Source organism: Haemophilus aegyptius, assembly GCF_900475885.1.
GTDB lineage: Bacteria > Pseudomonadota > Gammaproteobacteria > Enterobacterales > Pasteurellaceae > Haemophilus > Haemophilus influenzae.
In genome coordinates, this window is sequence record NZ_LS483429.1 from 620,537 (window position 1) to 642,189 (window position 21,653).

A 21,653-nucleotide genomic window follows, 5' to 3' on the forward strand; every position below is an offset into this window, starting at 1 on the left:
ATCGGTCGAATTTTGCAAAAATACGACAAAAATTAACCGCTCTTTCAACTATAAAACTCCTTTTGAACTTGGCATTTCATTTCCTTCAATCCGAATCGCCTGTCTTAATGTTCTCCCAAAGGCTTTAAATAAGCTCTCTATTTTATGATGATCGTTATTACCCGTGACATTTAAATGAAGCGTGGCAAGCATTGAAAATGCCAAAGATTGAAAGAAATGTTCAGTGAGTTCCGTACTAAAATCACCCACTTTATCGCGTTTAAAGCAGGCATTGAATTTGATCCAAGGTCTGCCCGATAAATCTAAAGCACATTCTGCTTTACATTCGTCCATTGGAAGCACAAAGCCGAAACGGGCAATACCACGTTTGTCACCAATGGCTTGTTTCAGTGCTTGTCCAAGGGCGAGAGCGGTGTCCTCCACCGTGTGATGTTCGTCAATCCATAAATCGCCTTTACACTGCACGTTCATTCTAAACCCACCGTGTGTGGCGATTTGATCGAGCATATGGTCAAAAAAACCAACACCGGTTTTGATTTCATTTACACCAGCTTCATCTAGCCAAACCTGCACTTTAATATCGGTCTCTTTAGTTTGACGAATTACTTCTGCAAAACGTGGCGGACGTTTGCCACAGTTTGTGACCGTTTCCCCCAACAATTTTTCTGCAATCAGATCCCAATTCATTTTCTGTGGATCGTATTGAATAGCTCGAATACCTAGATTTTCTGCTAATTGCACATCGGTCTCTCGGTCACCAATGACAAAAGAGCGGTCAATATCGAATAAATTTTTACGAATATAGTGATCAAGCAACTTAATTTTTGGTTTGCGACATAGACAATTTTCTTCGGGCTTATGCGGGCAAATGAGCACTTCATCAAAGGTAATGCCCTGAGATTCAAATAATGCCATCATTACATTGTGGGGCTTATCAAAATCTGTTTGCGGAAAAGCATCCGTACCAAGCCCATCTTGATTAGAAACTATCACAAAACGGTATTTCGCTTTCAGTCTGAGGAGTGCGGGAATCACTTTCGGTTCTAATTTTAGTTTCTCTAAACTGTCAATTTGGAAATCAGTTTTTGGTTCATCAATTAATGTGCCGTCTCGGTCGATAAAAAGAGTAGGTTGCATATTTTTCTCCGTGTATGTTATATGAATGGTATGAGGTTTATCATTTGCTTTATACAAACAGTATAAAACTAAATAATCTCGAATCGCTCTGTGACTTAAATAGGAGGTGGTTCATTTTACCTCCTTAATTGCTTCAACAACTCTCTCACACTCATTCCTTGTTCCCACAGTAATGCGAATACAATTTTGTAAATGTAATGTCTTATTCTGGTCTCTTAAAATAATTCCTTGTTCCCACAATGCCTTAAACACAGCTTGCCCGTTTTGACATTTGATCAACAGATAATTAGCTTCACTTTCATACACTTTTTCCACTTGATGTAAAACTAAAAGAGCTTTAGCAAGCCATTGACGATTGGAAAGAAGTTCTTGTGTGAGAGCTTGAACAGTGGCGATGTTCGCAGGTCTTAACGCTTGTTCCGCAAGATCAGCACTCGGCACAGGGATAGGATATGGAGCGATTACCTTACTTAAGATGTCAATTAGCTCAGGGTTTGCTAACACAAAACCACAACGCAATCCAGCTAAAGCAAAGGCTTTAGAGAGCGTGCGGATAATTGCTAAGTGCGGGTAATTTTTAAGCAAATTAATAACGCTTGCTTCAGGACAGAACTCAATATAGGCTTCGTCCACCACCACAATCGCTTTGCCTGCCGTGATTTGCAAAAGATCGAGTATATCTGATTGCTTGAGCAAATTACCTGTCGGATTATTTGGGCTGCATACAAAGACTACTTTTACATCATTAAGATGATTTTTGATTTCTGGCAAATTAAGCTGAAAATCGTCAGTTAAAGGCACGGTCTTACTTAGCACACCTGCCGTTTCAGCACTCACTGCATACATTCCGTAAGTCGGAGGACAGAATAAAATGGCATCTTGTTTGGGTTCGCAAAAAGTGTGGATTATCAATTCAATGCCTTCATCACCGCCACGAGTAACGAGTACATTTTCAGTTGAAACGCCCGCATAATTCGCATAAGCCTGTACCACTCTTTGAGGCTGAGGTTCGGGGTAGCGGTTTAAATCCTTACCCGAAAGCTGAAATTCAGGCGAGGTTGGATATTCATTTGCATTCAGCCAAATCGTACCATTGCCGCCGAGTTTTCGAGCGGATTGATATGGCGTTAAGGCTTGTATATTTTGTCGGGATAAAGTTGTGATTGTCATTATTGTTTTCTTCCATTGTAAAATGTGCGAATTGTAATCATTCATACATATTTCGTATTGTTGTATGAAAATTTGACTGCTTACGTGTCGTGCTTAGATCTACAATTAATATCTTAGATATTGAGTTTCGCCAATCTTACACTTACTGCCATTTTATGTGCTGCCAATTGCTCAGCTTCTGCCATCACTTCCACCGTTTCAGCAAGGTTTTTAAAACCTTTTGGTGTGAGTTCTTGTACTGTCATTCGCTTACTAAAATCAGCTAATCCTAGACTAGAATAAGTTTTGGTGTAACCATAAGTAGGCAAAACGTGGTTTGTACCACTGGCATAATCGCCCATACTTTCAGGCGAATATGCACCTAAGAAAATTGAGCCTGCGTTATCTAAATATGGTAATAATTTACGGGCGTTTTTTGTTTGCACAATTAAATGTTCAGGGGCATATTCATTGCTAATTTCTACCGCTTGTTCAAGGCTTTCTGCTATAAATATACGGCTGTGGTTTAACGCTTTTCGAGCGGTTTCAGCACGAGGTAATAGAGCAAGTTGGCGTTCAATCGCAAGTGCGGTCTCTTTTGCCAGAGTTTGACAGGTCGCCACCAAAATCACTTGGCTATCTGCCCCATGTTCCGCTTGAGAGAGTAAATCGCTTGCCACAAATTCAGGATCTGCCGATTCATCTGCAATTACTAACACTTCTGAAGGTCCCGCTGGCATATCAATCGCTGTACTATTTTGTGCTACCTGACGTTTTGCTTCTGTCACAAATGCGTTTCCAGGTCCGAAAATTTTATCTACTTTCGCCACGCTTTCCGTGCCTTGAGCCATCGCAAAAACTGCCTGAGCACCACCTATAGCGTAGATAGTTTCCACACCGCAAAGATGAGCAGTGTAGAGAATTTCATCTGAGATCGGTGGCGGTGAACAAAGCACGATTTTTTTACAACCTGCAATTTTAGCAGGAATAGCTAACATCAATACGGTGGAAAACAGCGGTGCTGAACCACCTGGAATATAAAGCCCTACACAAGAAATTGGACGAGTCACAACTTGGCAACGCACGCCTTCTTGGATCTCTAGGTCAATTTCCTGATTTTGCTGTGCTTTGTGAAAGGCTTCAATGTTCGTTTTGGCTTGCTCAATCGCATTGCGAAGTTTTACAGAAATCCGACTACTTGCCGCTTGAATTTCATCTACCGAAACAATGAGTTTATCTAACTTCACGCCATCAAATTTTTCACAGAGTTCAAATAACGCCCGATCGCCATTGTATGCCACATTTTCACGAATGACATTAACTGCCTGCTGAATGTTTTTCCCATTTTGTTGGACTGGACGCATAATGACTTTGCGTTTTTCAGTTTCTGATAAATGATTCCAAATAATTGTTTGCATTGTTTATTTTCCTTTGTATCCGTAAAATGGATGATAACCCAGCATTTTGAGATATTGATTATTTAAATGGCGAGTCAAAGCTCGCACTACATTTACTCCATCATCTTCTCAATTGGTAACACTAAAATTGAACTAGCTCCTGCCTCTTTTAACTGTTCCATTGTTTCCCAAAATAAATTTTCTTGGCTCACTACGTGCATTGCTACCCGAGTTGTATCACTGGCTAATGGTAAAATGGTCGGATTTTCAACGCCAGGTAAAAGCGCAGTGATTTTTTCAAGTTTTTCTTTCGGAGCGTGGAGCATAATATATTTACTTTCTGCTGCCTGCTGCACACCTTGAATACGAGTGAGTAGTTTATCCACAAGAGCTTGTTTAGTTGATTCAAGCGGTTCAGCACGCTGAATTAAACAAGCTTTAGAACGATAAATCACGTCCACTTCTTTTAAGCCATTTGCTTCAAGCGTTGCCCCTGATGATACTAAGTCGCAAATCGCATAAGCAATACCCGCACTAGGTGCGACTTCTACTGAACCATTTAATAAACAACTTTTAAACGACACCCCATTCTCATTCATATAACGTTTGAGTAAATGCGGGTAAGAAGTTGCAATACGCCTATTAGCAAGATCTTTCACATTCTCATAATGACAATCGCGATCAACCGCAAGTGATAGACGACAATCACCAAAATCAAGTTGGCGAAGTTTTTTGTATGTAACTGTTTCATTTGCTGCACGGCGACCAAGCTCTTCCTCTTCTAACACATTTTCGCCAATAATCCCAAGATCCACTACGCCATCAAAAATCAATCCAGGAATATCATCATCACGTACGCGAAGAATTTCAATCGGCAAATTTTCCGCATAAGCGATTAAACGTTGTTCATTCCAATTAATTTTCACGCCACATTGTTTAAGTAATATGGCACAATCTTGGCTTAAACGCCCTTTTTTTTGCAAAGCAATACGAAGGCGGTTTGGTTGCATTGTTGTGTTTGTCATAATGTTTTTCCTATTTTAAAGTTGAGATAAAAGAAAACCCCTCGAAAATTGCCTTCCGAGGGGTATTTATTGCTTTTACACTGATTTTTATTACACTCGGAAGATATTTTATTATCTTCCAAACATACAATCACGCCTGAAAGATAATCAGGTGTGGTGATGATGGTAAGTGCAGATAAAATTCATATTGTATATGCTCGCTCAAATGTTATTAGATTTTATATGGCCTTAAAAATACACTTTAAAATTAAAAAAAGCAATTTTTTTGAAAAAATTGTGTTTTTAGTACATTTTTACTATCGTTAAAATTTATCAAAAATGTTTACTTAAGGGGTATAATTTTCCAGATTTTTATTGTGTTAATTTTCTTTTCCCTTTCTGTGTTCATCTCGTTACAATACTTAGCGAATCAACTAAGACAAAGCTAAGAGAAAATAGGAGAGCTTATGATTTACAGTATGACTGCCTTTGCACGCCTTGAAGTGAAAAAAGATTGGGGCGATGCGGTATGGGAAATTCGTTCCGTTAATCAACGTTATTTAGAAAACTTTTTCCGTTTGCCCGAGCAATTTCGCGGATTAGAAAACACGTTGCGTGAGAAACTTCGTCAAAGCCTTACTCGCGGTAAAATCGAATGTTCTCTACGCATTGAAACAAAAAAACAAGCAAATGCTGAGTTGAATTTAAATAAAGAGCTTGCGAATCAAGTAATTCAGTCTTTGCAATGGATTAAAGCTCAAGCTGGAGAAGGGGAAATTAATTTGACAGACGTGTTGCGTTATCCCGGCGTGGTGGAAGCGCAAGAGCAAGATTTAGATGCGATTAGTCAAGATTTATTGACAGCCTTTGATGATTTACTGACAGATTTTATTGCAATGCGTGGTCGTGAGGGGGAAAAACTGAACGATATTATTCAACAACGTTTAGATTCCATTGCAGTGGAAACGGATAAAGTGCGGTCACAAATGCCAGCAGTTTTACAATGGCAGCGTGAACGTTTATTGCAACGTTTTGAAGATGCTCAAGTTAATCTTGATCCGCAACGTGTGGAACAAGAAATGATTTTACTGGCTCAACGCGTTGATGTGGCGGAAGAGCTAGATCGTTTACAAATGCACGTGAAAGAAACCACGAATATTTTGAAAAAAGGCGGTGCAGTTGGACGTAAATTAGATTTTATGATGCAAGAATTGAATCGGGAATCGAATACGCTTGCGTCTAAATCCATTAATGCAGATATCACGGCTTCTGCGGTGGAGCTAAAAGTGCTTATTGAACAAATGCGTGAGCAAATTCAGAATTTAGAATAGGAAAACAGAATGTCTCAATTTATTTCTCTTACTCAATATCAGCTGATTGAAGTACAGGGTGCGGATGCCGAAAAATATTTGCAAGGGCAATTAACTTCTGATGTTGTGCGATTAGCAAGTGGCGCAACGACGCTTACAGCTCACTGCGACCCAAAAGGTAAAATGAATGCAATTTATCGTTTGTTTAAAGTGAGCAGTGAACAATTCTTTTTACTCGTTAAGAAAGATATTTTGCCAAGCGGGCTAGATGCTTTGAAAAAATATGCGGTATTTTCCAAAGTTAGTTTTGATTTACGTGATTGGCAAATTATCGGCGTAATAGGTGAAAAATGTGGAAAAATTACACCGCACTTTTCATTAGAAATTGATGAACAACGTTCAATTTTATTAAATGAAACTGAATTGCCCGTGAATTTTAATGGCGATGAAAAAATTTGGGAAGTAGCTGATATTCAAGCAGGATTGCCAAATTTAAGTCCTCAAACGCAAAATGAATTTATCCCACAAGCCCTAAATTTACAGGCTATTGAGCAAGCCATTTCTTTTACCAAAGGTTGCTATATTGGGCAAGAAACTGTGGCTCGTGCGAAATATCGTGGTGCAAACAAACGCGCAATGTTTATTTTTAAAGCACAAACTCAGCAGGAATCGGAAATTGGCAGTGAAATTGAAATGCAGCTTGAAGCTAATTGGCGTAAGACTGGCACGATTACAAGTGCGGTCAATTTAGACGGTGTTTTATGGTTGCAAGTTGTGATGAATAACGACATTGATTCAGAGCAACAATTTAGGTTGCTGAATAGTGAAATATTGTTAGAGCGAGTGCAGTTACCTTATTCGATTACTGAATAATAAAGCAAAAAAGATCAGGCATTAACCTGATCTTTTTTCTATTTAGTAAAGCACTCGCGCACGAATTGTGCCATCTATTTCCTTCAATTTCGTCAGTAATGGCGATGCATCATTCGTTTCTACATCTACGACAACATAACCAATTTTCGGGTCAGTTTGTAAATATTGCGCTGCAATATTGAGGTTAGCTTCGACGAAAATTTGGTTCAGTTTGTTCAATATACCAGGACGATTTTCGTGAATATGCAATAAGCGTTTTGTTCCCTCGTGTTCTGGTAAAGAGACCTCTGGGAAGTTTACCGAAGAAAGGGTTGATCCGTTGTCTGAATATTTGACAAATTTGCCTGCCACTTCAAAACCGATATTTTCTTGTGCTTCCGCTGTTGAGCCGCCGATATGTGGCGTTAAAATCACATTATCAAATTCACGTAACGGCGAGATAAATTCTTCATTAATTGAAGCGGGCTCAACGGGGAATACATCAATTGCTGCACCTTGAAGTTTCCCGTCTTTTAAGGCTTGAGCGAGAGCGTCAATATCTACCACTGTGCCACGCGCAGCATTGATCAAAATTGCCCCTTGTTTTAATTGTGCGATACGTGCTGCGTTCATTAAGTTTTTGGTAGAGGGCAGTTCTGGCACATGTAATGAAACCACATCGCAAGAACTGAGTAATTCTTCAAGGCTACGAAGTTGTTTGGCGTTACCGAGTGGAAGTTTGTTTTCAATATCGTAGAAATACACATCCATCCCTAATGATTCAGCAATAATACTTAATTGTGAACCAATGTGACCGTAACCAATAATGCCTAATTTTTTCCCCCGCACTTCATAAGATCCCGTCGCGGATTTATTCCAGATACCACGATGTACTTCGGCATTAGCCTGTGGCACATTGCGCATAAGTAATAAAATCTCGCCTAATACTAGTTCTGCGACGGAACGAGTGTTTGAGAATGGGGCATTAAATACAGGAATTCCACGCACTTTTGCTGCATTTAAATCCACTTGGTTGGTACCAATACAGAAACATCCCACAGCGATTAATTTGGGTGCGGCCTCAATCATTTCTGCCGTTAAATGGGTGCGAGAACGCAAGCCGATAAAATGTGCATCTTTAATGGCTTCTTTTAATTCATCGCCATCTAGTGCTTTTTTATAGTAATCAATATTGCTATAGCCTGCCGCATGGAGCGTATCAAGTGCGCTTTGATGCACACCTTCAAACAATACAAATTTGATTTTTGATTTGTCTAGAGAGACTTTGTTTGTCATGTTTGCTTCCTTATGATTTTTATTATGAATTAGTCAATAACTTTGGCACCCTCAGGCGTCCCGACGATCACAACATCTGCGCCACGTAACGCGAATATCCCATTATTGACGACACCTGCAACATTATTTAATTCTTTTTCCATTTCGACTGGATTTAAAATACTGAAGTTGTGCACATCTAAAATCACATTGCCGTTGTCTGTCACCACGCCTTCACGATATTCAGGTGAGCCACCAAGTGCGGCTAATTTTCTGCCTACTTGTGAGCGTGCCATAGGAATCACTTCAACTGGTAATGGGAAAGTTGAACCCAAGACATCCACTTGCTTACTTGAATCCACAATACAAATAAATTTTTTCGCTAATGCAGCGACTATTTTTTCACGAGTGAGTGCTGCGCCGCCGCCTTTAATCATCATTTTTTGTGGATTGATTTCATCCGCACCATCCACATAAATATCTAAGCTAGAGACATCATTTGCATTAAATACTTCGATACCTTGCTTACGTAATAATTCTTCTGATGCTTTTGAAGCCGCAACGGCACCTTGAATTTTATCTTTGATTGTACCCAAAGCCTCAATAAAGCAGTTCACCGTGGAGCCACTTCCCACCCCAACAATCGTATCTGCTTTTACATATTGTAATGCAGCTTGTGCGGCGAGTTTTTTCATTTCTAATTGATTCATTTCTTTTCCTTATCTTAATAAGTAAACGATTGTGTTACTTTATTACGAGAGTATTTAATAAACAAGTGTAATTTTTAACAGGCGTTTTTCTCAAGCAATGTTATTTCACGACTAGGTTATTTCACGATTAGGCTATTCTTCCGTTAAAAATAATTCCAAAAGTTCATTGAGAAATAACTTGCCGTGTTCAGTGATTTGCCAAGAATCAGCGTTTTCCACAATATAGTTTTGTTGAATGGCAAAATCAATTTGATTTTTCACCGCACTTTGCGACAAGCCTGTGTAATCTTCAAATTCTTGTTTGGGTACCGCTTCTAACAAACGAAAGCGATTCATAAAAAACTCAAAAGGGCGGTCAATTTTTGGCACGTTTTTTTCTTCGTAAAGATATTCGCCACGCAAATAACCTTTCGGGTGCTTGGTTTTAGAAAAGCGAGTAATCTCGCCAGTCGGAAACGTCAATTTCCCGTGTGCGCCACAGCCAATGGCTAAATAATCCCCAAATCGCCAATAATTCAAATTATGTTTACATTGAAAACCTGCTTTTGCGTAAGCTGAGGTTTCATATTGCTGGTAGCCTGCCATCGTTAAAAGTTGGTGACCTTGCTCAAAAATGTCCCAAAGTGCGTCATCATCTGGTAATTTAGGTGGGCGATAAGCAAACATCGTATTTGGTTCAATAGTCAGCTGATACCAAGAAATATGGGGAGGAGATAGCTCAATTGCTTGACGAAGATCATCTAAGGCTTCTTCCAACGTTTGGTTAGGCAAACCGTGCATTAAATCCAAATTAAAACTTTTTAGCCCAGAAACTTTCGCTAAATTGACCGCACTTTTTGCCTCTGCTGCATTATGAATCCGCCCAAGACGCTGTAATTTGTCATCATTGAAACTTTGAATTCCCATAGAAATTCGCGTAATGCCTGCTGAAACATAACCTTTAAAACGTTCAGCTTCTACCGTACCGGGATTAGCCTCTAATGTGATTTCAATATTATCTTCAAAATCAATCTGCTTTTTTATTTCTTTTAAGAGATACGCAATGCTTTCTGCCGAGAACAAACTTGGCGTACCGCCACCAATAAAAATTGAATGGAGTTTTCGTTGTTGAATAGCATCTTTAAAGCGTTGCAAATCAGCCTGCAAATCTTGCAGAAGATGATAAATATAGTCTTGTTCTGGTATATCGCCTTTTTGTGCGTGCGAATTAAAATCACAATAAGGGCATTTTTGAACGCACCAAGGAATATGTATATAAAGGGAAAGTGGAGGAAGTTTTGGCATTGTGTTATTAACAAGTTTTCAATTTGGAAAAGTATAAATTAACCTTGTGTAAAGATGAAATTATCATCTCTAAAATCAATAAAAGGGCTTGTTTTCACAAGCCCTAAAACATTCAATTAATTGACCGCTCTTTCTGATTTACTCGTCACTTTACGGCGTGGTGCTTTAGGTTTAGCCTCCACTTTAACAAACTCAATGCCTTCTGGTGGATTTTCCAATGCAAAACCAAGCACTTCATCAATGGTTTCTACCGCGTGAATTGCAAGATTTTGTTTTACGTTTTCTGGAATTTCTTCAAGATCTTTAACGTTTTCTTTTGGGATTAATACGGTTTTAATTCCGCCACGATGTGCCGCAAGAAGTTTTTCTTTTAATCCACCGATTGGTAATACTTTACCACGTAAACTGATTTCTCCCGTCATTGCCACATCAGCACGCACAGGATTACCTGTTAAACAAGAAATTAATGCAGTACACATTGCAATACCTGCACTTGGGCCATCTTTTGGTGTTGCACCATCTGGCACGTGAATGTGAATGTCACGTTTTTCGTGGAATTCAGCATTGATACCCAGTTTATCCGCACGAGCACGCACAACGGTCATTGCCGCTTGAATGGATTCTTTCATCACATCGCCTAATGAACCAGTGAAAGAAAGTTTTCCTTTGCCCACAACAGAGGCAGTTTCAATAGTGAGTAAATCGCCGCCCACTTCTGTCCAAGCTAAACCAGTCACTTCACCAATGCGGTTTTGCGTGTCAGCTTTACCAAATTCAAAACGTTTTACGCCAAGATAATCGTGCAGATTATCTGAATTTACCGTGATAGATTTAAGTTTTGGATTTACTAATAAATTTTTCACGGCTTTACGGCAGATTTTTGAAATTTCACGTTCTAATCCACGTACGCCCGCTTCACGTGTGTAATAGCGGATAATATCTAAAATTGCACTTTCTTCTACGGTAAGTTCGCCTTTCTTCAAACCATTACGTTCAATTTGTTTTGCTAATAAATGGCGCATTGCGATATTAAGTTTTTCATCTTCTGTATAACCAGAAAGACGAATGACTTCCATACGATCCAATAATGGGCCTGGAATATTCATAGAGTTTGATGTTGCCACAAACATCACATCAGAAAGATCATAATCCACTTCTAAATAGTGATCGTTAAATGTGGTGTTTTGCTCGGGATCTAATACTTCAAGCAACGCTGATGCAGGATCACCTCGCATATCGGATGCCATTTTGTCGATTTCATCAAGCAAGAATAATGGATTTTTTACGCCCACTTTTGCCATCTTTTGAATTAATTTACCCGGCAATGCACCAATATAGGTTTTACGGTGACCACGGATTTCTGCTTCATCACGCACGCCGCCTAATGCCATACGTACATATTTACGACCAGTAGCATTGGCAATAGACTGACCAAGAGAAGTTTTACCTACACCTGGAGGGCCAACTAAACAAAGAATCGGGCCTTTCACTTTGTTTAAACGCGCTTGTACTGCTAAATATTCAAGAATGCGTTCTTTTACGCGATCTAAACCATAGTGATCGGTATCTAAAACTTGCTGTGCTTTAACAATGTCTTTTTTCATTTTAGAACGTTGATGCCAAGGCACTTGGATCATCCATTCAATATAACTGCGTATTACCGTTGCTTCAGAAGACATGGCTGACATCATTTTAAGTTTTTGTAATTCATTTTCTACTTTGTCGCGTACATCAGCTGGCATGCCTGCCGCTTCCACCTTTTGATGCAGTTGTTCAACTTCATCAATGGTATCTTCATTTTCGCCACCATCCATTTCTTTACGAATGGCTTTAATTTGCTCGTTCAAATAATAGTTACGCTGGCTTTTCTCCATTTGTTTTTTGACACGACCGCGAATCCGTTTTTCCACTTGGAGAATATCAGCCTCTGATTCCATCATACCAAGCAAATATTCTAAACGTTCTTGCACATTAGCGAGTTCTAACGCATTTTGTTTATGGCGAATGCTTACAGGGAGATGGGCAGCCATTGTGTCAGCTAAGCGATCAACATCATCAATACGTTGAAGGGCATTGAGAATATCTGTAGGCACTTTTTTGTTGAGGGTAAGATAATTTTCAAACTCAGAAAGTACCGCACTTTTTGCCACCACTAACTCTTTTTCATCGCCATAAGTGGTTTCGATAGGGGTAATTTGGGCGGAAAAGCACTTTTCGCCGTCTTCAAGACTGTTAATTTTCGCACGATTTTGACCTTCAACTAGCACTTTTACTGTGCCATCAGGTAATTTTAATAACTGAATAATGTTAGCAATGGTACCCACATCAAATAAATCTTCAGGGGTAGGTTCTTCCAAATCAGCTTCTCTTTGGGATACCAAAAGAATCTGTTTGTCATCGTTCATCGCTTCTTCAAGGGCATTAATTGATTTTGCGCGCCCTACAAAAAGTGGCATCACCATATAAGGAAAAACGACAACATCGCGTAATGGCAATACGGGCATTGTACGTTGGGTATTCTTCGCCATAATTGGTCTCTCTTATAATTTCGTTCCGATAATTTGGGTAAATATTGGGGTAGGGAAAAAGGAATTCAAGGAAAAGATTATAACAAAATCTGAGTTGTAAAGTGGGTTTTAAACAAAAAAGAATTTTGGCAAATGAAGTGATAATGGCTAAAATAACGAAAAATTTTATTAAATTTCACAAAATATTGAGTTATGTCCACGAAAAATCATTTTATTTTCCCCACTTACGTTCAAATGTATCCTTATTCTAAGGATCGCCCTTTTCTTAAACAAGTGCGGGAAAAATTACGCTATTATGGCTATAAATGGTTATATCAAAAGCAATGTCATCAATTAGTGGACTTCCTTAATACAGAAACGCAATGGCAGTCTTTATTTACACAAGATTATTATCGTACTAATACAATTCTGACGACCTTTTGCGATAAACGCTTTTCTGCTTCAGAACGTTTAACGGCGATTACGGAGAATTTACGTTTGGCAGAAGAAAAAATGGGACGTTCGCTTTGCCAACAATTATTAGATCAACAACATATCGTGCTAACCCAATTAACTGAGGATTTGCGTTTATCGTTGAGTATTAATCATATCGATCCCTTTGAAGGATATTTTTCTATTAATATTCGCAATCAAAATAACGAACGAGTATATGATGCGTCTTTCACTTTTTTAAGCCCGAATAAATTGCTTATCGCCTCGATTCAAGGCTCCTCAAGTAACAATGCGCAAGAACTTGTGAAACAGGCTACGAAAGCATTACACGGTATGCGACCAATGTTTATGTTGGTTAATGCGTTCAAAATGCTTGCTGAAAAATGGCAATGTGAGTTAGTGGGCATTCCGCACAAAGCGCAAGGAAAATATCGTCTTTCTGCGCGCAGTAAGATTTTGTTTAATTACGATGAATTTTGGCAAGAAAACCAAGGAGAATATCGCCATAACTATTGGCAATTACCTTTGCATATTGAACGCAAACAATTAGAAGATATCGCAAGTAAAAAACGTTCTATGTATCGTAAACGTTATGAAATGTTAGACCAAATGGCACTGGATATTCAGCAACTTTAACGAAGAAAGTGCGGTAAAAAATGAGAGAAATTTTTACCGCACTTCTCTATTAATTTTCTTGTTTTTTCACTTCATCCCATAACAAATCTAATTCAATAAGTGGCACATTATTCACTTGCTTACCTTGTTGTTGAACCGCTTGCTCTACTGCTCGAAAACGACGTTCAAATTTTAAATTTGCTTTCCGCAATGCATCTTCAGGATCACATTTTAAGTGGCGAGCAAGATTGACGGTTGCGAACAATAAATCGCCGATTTCCTCTTCTACTTTATTTTGTTCAATCGAAGTGCGGTTAATTTCAGCTTGAACTTCTTGTAATTCTTCCCGCACTTTGTCAAATACGGGTGAAATTTCTTCCCAATCAAACCCTACTTTTGAACAACGTTTTTGTAATTTTGCCGCTCGCGTAAGAGAAGGCAAAGCACGAGGCACATTATCTAAAATAGAGGTTTCTTCACTTTTACCTTGTTTTTCTTTGGCTTTCATTTCGTTCCAACGGGAAAGGGCTTCTGTTTCGTCCCCCGCTTTTGCATTACCAAACACATGAGGATGACGGCGTACAATTTTTTCAGCGATATCTTGTAACACATCGTCAAAAGTAAAGTATTTATCTTCCGTTGCAAGCTGGCTGAAGAAAACGACTTGCAACAATAAATCCCCTAATTCTTCGCGTAAATTTGGTATGTCTTTTTTCTCAATCGCTTCAATTACTTCGTAAGTTTCTTCCGTTAAACAAGAAATCATAGATTCATAATTTTGTTTTAAATCCCAAGGGCATCCGCCATTTGGATTGCGAAGTTGGGCGATGAGTTGAATAAAATCTTGAATGGAGTAGCGCATAATTTGGTTTCCTTTGATGGAATGTTTTGGATAGTATAACGAACAAGAAAAATGGTGCAAATGCCGTCGCTTTTTAGGTGTATTTTCTTTATACTTTGTGCATTGAAATACTATTGATAAAGCTGGGAAAAATGGAAAAAATTATTATTGATCATGATCGTTTTCTTCGCACAATTTCGCGTATTTCTCACGAAATTATTGAAAAACATCAAACCTTAGATGATCTTGTTATTGTTGGGATTAAACGCCGTGGCGCGGAAATTGCAGAATTATTACAACGTCGAGTTGAAGAGTTAAGTGGTATAAATTTACCTTCAATGGAACTGGATATTACCTTTTATCGAGATGATTTAACTTTGGTTGATCAGGAAGATAAAATGCCAGTTTATAGTGGTTCATCACAATATTTGAATATTCAAGATAAAACCGTCATTTTGGTTGATGACGTGCTGTTTACTGGTCGAACCATTCGAGCGGCAATGGATGCGCTTACTGATTTTGGTCGTGCTGCAAAAATTGAATTAGTGATTTTTGTTGATCGTGGCCATCGTGAATTACCCATTCGTGCTGATTACGTAGGTAAAAATGTGCCAACAAGCCGTGATGAACTTGTGCAAGTTCGCACTGAAAAACAAGATGGCTGTTACGAAGTTGCTATCTTAGGGAAATAAATCTTATCTATTGTGAACCTTCAGTAGAATTGTTACTCTAACCAACGTTATTGACTCTTTTTTGGATGAGATGAAAATGAAAAAATTTGTTTTAAGATCTTTTTTATTGGCTGCTTTGGGATGTGTCGCTTTTGCTTCTATGGCTCAAGCTGGGGAACGTGTTGTTGCAACAGTAGATGGTATTCCTATTTTAGAAAGCCAAGTGCGTGCCAATATGGGTAAAAAAGGTGATCGCCAAAGTGCGATTGATAAAATTATTGATGATATTTTGGTGCAAAAAGCAGTTCAAGAATCGGGAGTCAAAATTGATCCGCGTGAAATTGATCATATTGTGGAAGACACTGCAGCTAGAAATGGCTTAACTTATGGTCAATTTTTAGATGCGCTGGATTACCAAGGCATTTCATTAAATACATTCCGTCAGCAAATTGCCAATCAAATGGTAATGGGGGCTGTACGTAATAAAGCTATTCAAGAAAGTATTGATGTAACGCGTGAAGAAGTGGTTGCACTCGGTCAAAAAATGTTAGAAGAAGCGAAAGAAAAGGGTACGGCACAGAAAGTTATGGGGAAAGAGTATGAAGTTCGCCATATTTTGTTAAAACTTAATCCATTGTTAAATGATGCTCAAGCAAAAAAACAATTAGCTAAAATTCGTTCTGATATTATTGCAGGTAAAACAACTTTCGCTGATGCCGCATTAAAATATTCTAAAGATTATTTATCGGGTGCGAATGGCGGTAGTTTAGGTTATGCGTTCCCAGAAACTTATGCACCACAGTTTGCACAAACCGTCGTGAAAAGTAAACAAGGTGTGATTTCTGCACCATTTAAAACTGAGTTTGGTTGGCATATTTTGGAAGTAACTGGCGTACGTGATGGCGATCTTACAGCAGAAGCCTACACACAAAAAGCATATGAACGTTTAGTAAATACTCAATTACAAGATGCGACGAACGATTGGGTTAAAGCATTGCGTAAAAGAGCCAATATTCAGTATTTTAATAAATAACAAAGTATCAAAAATAAAGGGGCTTAATTGATCTGCGCCCCAAAAGTTGGACTAAACAACCAACTCACTAAGGTGTAGATTTTTTATGACCAAATACAATTTTCTTTTCAAGCAACAAGTCATCGAATTTTATCTTCAAAATGGTAAAAATAGTTCACTTACCCGCAGGCATTTTCAACTTGCCGAAACAACATTAGAACGTTGGATTAACCAATTTAATCATAGTGGAATCAATGGGCTAGCCTTGCTGGGTAAGAAGCGAAATTACTCACCTGAATTTAAACTTAACGTGATACAAGCGGTTAAAAATGGGAAATTTTCTGCAGAAGCCGCTTGCTTACATTTTGGCATTGCCAATTCAGGTGTTGTTAGCCAATGGTTGAAAGCCTTTGAAAAACAAGGTATAAACGGCTTAATCCCCAAACCTAAAGGTCGCCCAACCATGAAACTCCAATACCCTAAAATGCCGCCTAAACCGAAAACACGAGAGGAAGAACTAGAATTGGAAAATCTCCGACTACGTGCGGAGAACGCAATCCTAAAAAAGTTGCAAGAGCTCAACCAACAAAAAATGCAGAAAAAGCCGCTATCGTAAAGGCATTACGCATTCATTTTCCGCTGCCCATTTTATTAGATTTAATCGGTTTGGCACGCAGTGTTTTCTTCTATCACTTGAAGACGAAAAACGATAAAAATTCAGCACTCTCACAAGAAATCGCCACTATTTATCATGATAATCACGGAAACTACGGTTATCGCCGTGTGACGTTTAAGCTAAGAGAAACCATTAAAATTAACCATAAAAAAGTGCAACGTATTATGCAATGGTTGGGGCTTAAGGGAAAATGCAAGACACAAAAATATCGTTCTTATCAAGGTGAAGTCGGGCATATTGCGGATAATCTGTTACAACGCGATTTTACGGCAACACAGCCTAATGAAAAATGGACAACCGATATTACCGAGTTCAAGTGTGCGGAAGGCAAGCTCTATTTATCCCCAATTAAGGATTTATTTAACAATGAAATTATTGCTTATGATTTATCGCGAAGCCCGAACTTTGAGCAAATTACCCGAATGATGAAACAAGCTGTAGCAAGGCTTGAAGGCGCAAAACCGATTTTACATTCCGACCAAGGTTGGCAGTATCAGATGATAGGCTATCAAAACATACTCAGGGAGAATGGCATTCAACAAAGTATGTCAAGGAAGGGGAATTGTTTAGATAATAGTGCGATGGAAAGCTTCTTTGGGCGATTAAAAACGGAATGTTATTACGGCAAACGATTTGAGACGTTCGAACAACTGGAAAAAACGATCCATGAATATATTCATTATTACAACCATGAGCGCATTCAGGGGAAACTAAAAGGACTCAGCCCTGTGAATTACAGAACTCAGTCCTTGAACTAAATCAGTCTAACTTTTTGGGGTCAGATCATAATTGCCCCTTTTGTTGTTTTTTTATTTTCTCTTTCTTATAGCTTATGAAGAAATTTTTAATTGCGATTTTACTTTTAATTTTGATTTTAGCGGGCGTGGCGAGTTTTGCTTATTACAAAATGACTGAATTTGTAAAAACACCAGTAAATGTGCAGGCAGATCAACTTTTAACTATTGAACGTGGCACAACAGGTTCAAAATTAGCCGCACTTTTTGAGCAAGAAAAGTTAATTGATGACGGAAAATTATTGCCTTATTTGCTGAAACTGAAACCTGAGCTAAATAAAATAAAAGCAGGGACTTATTCTCTTGAAAATGTGAAAACTGTGCAAGATTTACTGGATTTGCTTAATTCAGGTAAGGAAGTGCAGTTCAATGTAAAATGGATTGAAGGAAAAACCTTCAAGGATTGGCGAAAAGATCTTGAAAATGCACCGCACTTGGTGCAAACCTTGAAAGATAAGAGTAACGAAGACATTTTCACATTACTTGACTTGCCAGATGTCGGTCAAAATCTTGAACTAAAAAATGTGGAAGGTTGGCTTTATCCTGATACTTATAACTATACGCCTAAATCGACAGACTTGGAGCTGCTTAAGCGATCGGCTGAGCGAATGAAAAAGGCGTTAAATAAGGCTTGGAACGAGCGTGACGATGATTTACCTTTAGCGAACCATTATGAAATGTTGATTTTGGCTTCTATCGTGGAAAAAGAAACGGGCATTGCTAATGAGAGAGCAAAAGTGGCATCTATATTTCTCAACCGCTTAAAAGCAAAAATGAAATTACAAACGGATCCAACGGTAATTTATGGTATGGGCGAAAATTACAATGGGAATATTCGCAAAAAAGATTTAGAAACCAAGACGCCTTATAATACGTATGTGATTGATGGATTGCCTCCAACGCCAATTGCTATGCCAAGCGAAAGTTCATTACAGGCTGTTGCGCATCCAGAAAAAACAGATTTTTATTATTTTGTAGCAGATGGTTCTGGTGGGCATAAATTTACCCGAAATTTGAATGAACATAATAAAGCGGTACAAGAATATTTACGTTGGTATCGCAGCCAGAAAAATGCCAAATAAAAGTGCGGAAGAAAATATGAAAGGAAAATTTATTGTCATTGAAGGTTTGGAAGGCGCGGGGAAAAGCTCCGCTCATCAGTCTGTTGTGCGAGTCTTGCATGAACTTGGTATTCAAGATGTCGTATTTACACGCGAGCCTGGTGGAACCCCGTTGGCAGAGAAATTACGTCATCTAATTAAACATGAAACTGAAGAACCTGTGACAGCGAAAGCAGAGTTATTAATGCTTTATGCCGCACGTATTCAGTTGGTGGATAACGTGATTAAACCTGCGTTAATGCAAGGAAAATGGGTAGTGGGTGATCGCCATGATATGTCATCTCAGGCGTATCAAGGTGGCGGACGTCAATTAGATCCGCATTTTATGCTTACTTTGAAAGAAACCGTATTAGGTGATTTTGAGCCAGATCTCACAATTTATTTGGATATAGATCCAATTGTCGGTTTAGCGCGAGCTCGTGGACGTGGCGAGTTAGATCGTATTGAGCAAATGGATTTAGATTTTTTCCATCGTACTCGAGCACGCTATTTAGCGTTAGTAAAAGATAATCCAAAAGCAGTCGTAATTAATGCAGAGCAGAGTATTGAACTTGTTCAAGCTGATATCGAAAGTGCGGTAAAAAATTGGTGGAAATCAAACGAAAAATGACCGCACTTTTAAAATAAAAAATCGGCAGAGAATTTCCTGCCGATTTTTTTGTTACTACTAAACTTAAAACGTCCACTGTAAATTCAGTGCGCCTTGTTTAGCGTGGTGATGTTTGCCTGTTTGGCGATTGAATGTTGCTTGTAAAGTTAAGTGAGATTTAATTTTCAATGCTACACCTAATTGACTTTCAATTGCCGTTTTATTGTTTATCACTCGACGTTCATTGTCTATTTCCACACCGAAAGGTTTTTGTTGGTAAATTGAATTGAGAGCAACAAATGGTTGGAAAATGACACCATTAGTAAAAGTAAATTGGGCTTTAGCTTGTGCGCCCACTCGGCTTTGTAATTGGCGAGAGCCAAGTAAATTTACTTTACTATTACCACTATCGGTTAAGTCGCCATTTACCCCCAAATAAGTCAATTGTGCCTGTGGTTGTAGGTAAAAACGAATTTGAGTGCCTTTTTCAGTTAAGTGTTCTGCTAATAAAGCATTGTAACCTGCTTCAATTGAGGCGGTGATACCTTTTGAAGTAAAACGTTCTATGCCATCTTCAGTGTTAATGCGGTGGCGGAAACGTTGATATTGTACCCAGCTATCAACATACGCACCTGTCTGTTTGTCCTGAAGTTGATGCCAAGTGGCATAAATGCCCGCACCAAAGCCTTTCATACTTCCTGTTGTAAGATTGTCTGTATCTGAGTTACGAAAAGTACTACGTTGTTCTGCTTGCCCACCCATTAAACCAAAGGAAAGTTGGTAGTCTTGATTCTGTAAGGAGAAAACATCGCCACCAAGTTGTATGCCTTTACGATTTCCTTCTACTGGTGCGGTCTTGCCTTGAACATCTTGACTTAAGTGACCGCTAATTAAACGCAACCACAAACCTTTGCGCGGTAAAGTGCGGTCAAAAATATCGCTGTTTTTGTCGTTCAAACGCAAGGCGAATAACGTATTGGCGGCTTGAGCCTGTTGTGCATAAATCGCAATATCATCGCGTTCTTGCACTTTGGTAAAAAAGCCCTCTGGGCGTTGTTGTAAAGAAAGCGTATAAATTCCCTTTTGGTGTTTGCCAGAAAGACGGAATGCGTGTTTATCTGCCGTGCCGTTTACTTTGATAATTTGATGTCCATCTAGGCTTTTTAAATCGTCTATTGGCTTTTCAAAAACTATGTTAGACGTTCCTGTCACATCTTTATCAAAGGTTAAAACAGGTTGAGTTGCTTCTTTTGGATTAAATTTAATGAAAAAGCGAGAGCCGTCACCCTGATAATTTTCATGCACGGTTAATCTTGTATTTGTGCTATTAAAGCGAATATTAGCATTTTGTGTCTCTAAGTGATGTACATCAGAATTAAAACGTGGCTCCCAAAGAGAATCTTGTAAAACCATTTTTAATAACTGAAGGGTGGCACCGCGTACTTCACTTTGGTTTTTCACGGTAAGTGTTAAGCCTCTAGTTTCATCTGGAAACTTAGATCGATAATTATCAATAGCAAGTACATTAAAATCATATACCCTGTTATTGATTAATGCATTTAATGGGCGGCTTGTTTTTTCTGTTTCATAGTTATCATATAGATAAGATTGATACAAAACAGGTAACTTATACAGTTTTTCACTTTCACTATAAAAAGGAATATCTTCTCGGAAGGGGTAAACAAAATGTTTAGCATATTCATTACCAAATATTCCATTTTCTTCTTCTGCCCCATATTTTTGCTCTGAAAAATCAGTGAGGAACCATTTTTTTTCATAAGTATTGGAACCAAATAGTTGACAATCATCTTTAGGGGAATCTGGGTGTGAAAAATAGCAGGCTTCAGTATTTGTTATATAATCAATAATTTGTTTAGGAACAGGACTCCAAGCTACAGAATTTCGATCGAGCATATCTTTTAATGAATAGAATACGGAAGCACCACTTCCCTCTCCAAAATACTGAATTCCTCTTTCTTTGACAAAATATTCTTGAACATATTTAGGCTCACCGCTAACAGAATATGGAATAAATAAAAATGCTATCAATAAGGAATAGATTAAACTAAACTTCTGCTTGCTTGCTTGCTTGCTTGCTTGCTTGCTTGCTTGCTTGCTTGCTTGCTTGCTTGCTTGCTTGCTTGCTTGCTTGCTTGCTTGCTTGCTTGCTTGCTTCGAATTTCATAATAAATTTTCCTTTGTCAAGTAAAAATAAATAAAGGCGTGAATTTTAGCATAAAACTGAACAAAAAGTGC

17 protein-coding genes, 1 pseudogene and 1 other annotated feature are annotated in these 21,653 nt (G+C 38.5%); of the genes and pseudogenes, 8 read left to right on the forward strand and 10 right to left on the reverse strand.

Annotated features, from left to right (window positions below):
• Nucleotides 1–48: 48 nt before the first annotated feature.
• From hisB to hisG, 4 genes are all read right to left on the reverse strand, one after another.
• Nucleotides 49–1,137, reverse strand: a complete 1,089-nt coding sequence (hisB, locus tag DQN49_RS03285) for a bifunctional histidinol-phosphatase/imidazoleglycerol-phosphate dehydratase HisB (protein ID WP_006995163.1) — start codon at nucleotides 1,135–1,137, stop codon at nucleotides 49–51.
• A 111-nt stretch (nucleotides 1,138–1,248) separates the two neighbouring features.
• A complete protein-coding gene (gene hisC / locus DQN49_RS03290) occupies nucleotides 1,249–2,307 on the reverse strand; it encodes a histidinol-phosphate transaminase (protein WP_005669332.1) in 1,059 nt (352 codons plus the stop codon).
• A 113-nt stretch (nucleotides 2,308–2,420) separates the two neighbouring features.
• The gene (gene hisD / locus DQN49_RS03295) at nucleotides 2,421–3,704 is read right to left on the reverse strand and encodes a histidinol dehydrogenase (protein WP_006995161.1); all 1,284 of its coding nucleotides are present in this window, start codon (nucleotides 3,702–3,704) and stop codon (nucleotides 2,421–2,423) included.
• A gap of 92 nt (nucleotides 3,705–3,796) precedes the next feature.
• A complete protein-coding gene (gene hisG / locus DQN49_RS03300) occupies nucleotides 3,797–4,708 on the reverse strand; it encodes an ATP phosphoribosyltransferase (protein WP_005656529.1) in 912 nt (303 codons plus the stop codon).
• Nucleotides 4,709–4,737: 29 nt separating this feature from the next.
• Nucleotides 4,738–4,874, reverse strand: a sequence feature (His leader region).
• A gap of 280 nt (nucleotides 4,875–5,154) precedes the next feature.
• Between hisG and DQN49_RS03305 the strand changes: the two genes are divergently transcribed.
• Entirely contained in the window at nucleotides 5,155–6,018 is an 864-nt protein-coding gene (locus tag DQN49_RS03305) for a YicC/YloC family endoribonuclease (protein ID WP_005652072.1), read from the forward strand.
• Nucleotides 6,019–6,027: 9 nt separating this feature from the next.
• Entirely contained in the window at nucleotides 6,028–6,870 is an 843-nt protein-coding gene (gene ygfZ, locus DQN49_RS03310; protein ID WP_006995159.1) for a CAF17-like 4Fe-4S cluster assembly/insertion protein YgfZ, read from the forward strand.
• Between the two features lie 42 nt (nucleotides 6,871–6,912).
• Here the strand turns inward: ygfZ and serA are convergent, their stop codons facing one another.
• From serA to lon, 4 genes are all read right to left on the reverse strand, one after another.
• Nucleotides 6,913–8,145: a phosphoglycerate dehydrogenase gene (gene serA / locus DQN49_RS03315; RefSeq protein ID WP_006995158.1), complete on the reverse strand. Its 1,233-nt coding sequence runs from the start codon at nucleotides 8,143–8,145 to the stop codon at nucleotides 6,913–6,915.
• 29 nt (nucleotides 8,146–8,174) lie between these two features.
• The gene (rpiA, locus tag DQN49_RS03320) at nucleotides 8,175–8,834 is read right to left on the reverse strand and encodes a ribose-5-phosphate isomerase RpiA (RefSeq protein ID WP_006995157.1); all 660 of its coding nucleotides are present in this window, start codon (nucleotides 8,832–8,834) and stop codon (nucleotides 8,175–8,177) included.
• A gap of 132 nt (nucleotides 8,835–8,966) precedes the next feature.
• Nucleotides 8,967–10,118: a radical SAM family heme chaperone HemW gene (hemW, locus tag DQN49_RS03325; RefSeq protein ID WP_006995156.1), complete on the reverse strand. Its 1,152-nt coding sequence runs from the start codon at nucleotides 10,116–10,118 to the stop codon at nucleotides 8,967–8,969.
• 116 nt (nucleotides 10,119–10,234) lie between these two features.
• Nucleotides 10,235–12,646, reverse strand: a complete 2,412-nt coding sequence (gene lon / locus DQN49_RS03330) for an endopeptidase La (RefSeq protein WP_006995155.1) — start codon at nucleotides 12,644–12,646, stop codon at nucleotides 10,235–10,237.
• Between the two features lie 192 nt (nucleotides 12,647–12,838).
• Here lon and DQN49_RS03335 point away from each other — a divergent pair, with 192 nt between their 5' ends.
• Nucleotides 12,839–13,714 (forward strand): VirK/YbjX family protein, encoded by an 876-nt coding sequence (locus DQN49_RS03335; protein ID WP_006995154.1) that lies wholly within the window; start codon nucleotides 12,839–12,841, stop codon nucleotides 13,712–13,714.
• Between the two features lie 49 nt (nucleotides 13,715–13,763).
• On the opposite strand, the gene mazG is transcribed toward DQN49_RS03335, so the two are convergent.
• Complete coding sequence (gene mazG / locus DQN49_RS03340) at nucleotides 13,764–14,555, reverse strand: nucleoside triphosphate pyrophosphohydrolase (RefSeq protein ID WP_006995153.1); 792 nt, start codon at nucleotides 14,553–14,555, stop codon at nucleotides 13,764–13,766.
• 131 nt (nucleotides 14,556–14,686) lie between these two features.
• Here mazG and pyrR point away from each other — a divergent pair, with 131 nt between their 5' ends.
• From pyrR to tmk, 5 genes are all read left to right on the forward strand, one after another.
• Nucleotides 14,687–15,226, forward strand: a complete 540-nt coding sequence (gene pyrR / locus DQN49_RS03345) for a bifunctional pyr operon transcriptional regulator/uracil phosphoribosyltransferase PyrR (protein WP_005626142.1) — start codon at nucleotides 14,687–14,689, stop codon at nucleotides 15,224–15,226.
• Between the two features lie 76 nt (nucleotides 15,227–15,302).
• On the forward strand, nucleotides 15,303–16,238 hold the full coding sequence (locus DQN49_RS03350; RefSeq protein ID WP_013527426.1) for a peptidylprolyl isomerase: 936 nt from the start codon (nucleotides 15,303–15,305) through the stop codon (nucleotides 16,236–16,238).
• 85 nt (nucleotides 16,239–16,323) lie between these two features.
• A protein-coding gene (locus DQN49_RS03355) for an IS3-like element ISHin1 family transposase (RefSeq protein WP_111723554.1) occupies nucleotides 16,324–17,651 on the forward strand; the annotation gives its coding sequence in 2 pieces (ribosomal slippage) (nucleotides 16,324–16,777 and nucleotides 16,777–17,651; 1,329 coding nt in all).
• A gap of 74 nt (nucleotides 17,652–17,725) precedes the next feature.
• Nucleotides 17,726–18,769 (forward strand): endolytic transglycosylase MltG, encoded by a 1,044-nt coding sequence (gene mltG / locus DQN49_RS03360; RefSeq protein WP_006995150.1) that lies wholly within the window; start codon nucleotides 17,726–17,728, stop codon nucleotides 18,767–18,769.
• Between the two features lie 16 nt (nucleotides 18,770–18,785).
• On the forward strand, nucleotides 18,786–19,418 hold the full coding sequence (gene tmk / locus DQN49_RS03365; protein ID WP_032826288.1) for a dTMP kinase: 633 nt from the start codon (nucleotides 18,786–18,788) through the stop codon (nucleotides 19,416–19,418).
• A gap of 63 nt (nucleotides 19,419–19,481) precedes the next feature.
• Here the strand turns inward: tmk and las are convergent.
• Nucleotides 19,482–21,582, reverse strand: a pseudogene (gene las / locus DQN49_RS03370) (phase-variable autotransporter Las).
• Between the last annotated feature and the right edge of the window lie 71 nt (nucleotides 21,583–21,653).

Excerpts from the sequence above, each read along its gene's own strand:
- DQN49_RS03335 (WP_006995154.1), top strand. The coding sequence starts at position 12,839 with ATGTCCACGAAAAATCATTTTATTTTCCCCACTTACGTTCAAATGTAT.
- pyrR (WP_005626142.1), top strand. The coding sequence starts at position 14,687 with ATGGAAAAAATTATTATTGATCATGATCGTTTTCTTCGCACAATTTCG.
- DQN49_RS03305 (WP_005652072.1), top strand. The coding sequence starts at position 5,155 with ATGATTTACAGTATGACTGCCTTTGCACGCCTTGAAGTGAAAAAAGAT.
- lon (WP_006995155.1), bottom strand. The coding sequence starts at position 12,646 with ATGGCGAAGAATACCCAACGTACAATGCCCGTATTGCCATTACGCGAT.
- hisG (WP_005656529.1), bottom strand. The coding sequence starts at position 4,708 with ATGACAAACACAACAATGCAACCAAACCGCCTTCGTATTGCTTTGCAA.
- hemW (WP_006995156.1), bottom strand. The coding sequence starts at position 10,118 with ATGCCAAAACTTCCTCCACTTTCCCTTTATATACATATTCCTTGGTGC.
- hisC (WP_005669332.1), bottom strand. The coding sequence starts at position 2,307 with ATGACAATCACAACTTTATCCCGACAAAATATACAAGCCTTAACGCCA.
- hisD (WP_006995161.1), bottom strand. The coding sequence starts at position 3,704 with ATGCAAACAATTATTTGGAATCATTTATCAGAAACTGAAAAACGCAAA.
- serA (WP_006995158.1), bottom strand. The coding sequence starts at position 8,145 with ATGACAAACAAAGTCTCTCTAGACAAATCAAAAATCAAATTTGTATTG.
- rpiA (WP_006995157.1), bottom strand. The coding sequence starts at position 8,834 with ATGAATCAATTAGAAATGAAAAAACTCGCCGCACAAGCTGCATTACAA.
- mltG (WP_006995150.1), top strand. The coding sequence starts at position 17,726 with ATGAAGAAATTTTTAATTGCGATTTTACTTTTAATTTTGATTTTAGCG.
- ygfZ (WP_006995159.1), top strand. The coding sequence starts at position 6,028 with ATGTCTCAATTTATTTCTCTTACTCAATATCAGCTGATTGAAGTACAG.
- mazG (WP_006995153.1), bottom strand. The coding sequence starts at position 14,555 with ATGCGCTACTCCATTCAAGATTTTATTCAACTCATCGCCCAACTTCGC.
- DQN49_RS03350 (WP_013527426.1), top strand. The coding sequence starts at position 15,303 with ATGAAAAAATTTGTTTTAAGATCTTTTTTATTGGCTGCTTTGGGATGT.
- hisB (WP_006995163.1), bottom strand. The coding sequence starts at position 1,137 with ATGCAACCTACTCTTTTTATCGACCGAGACGGCACATTAATTGATGAA.
- tmk (WP_032826288.1), top strand. The coding sequence starts at position 18,786 with ATGAAAGGAAAATTTATTGTCATTGAAGGTTTGGAAGGCGCGGGGAAA.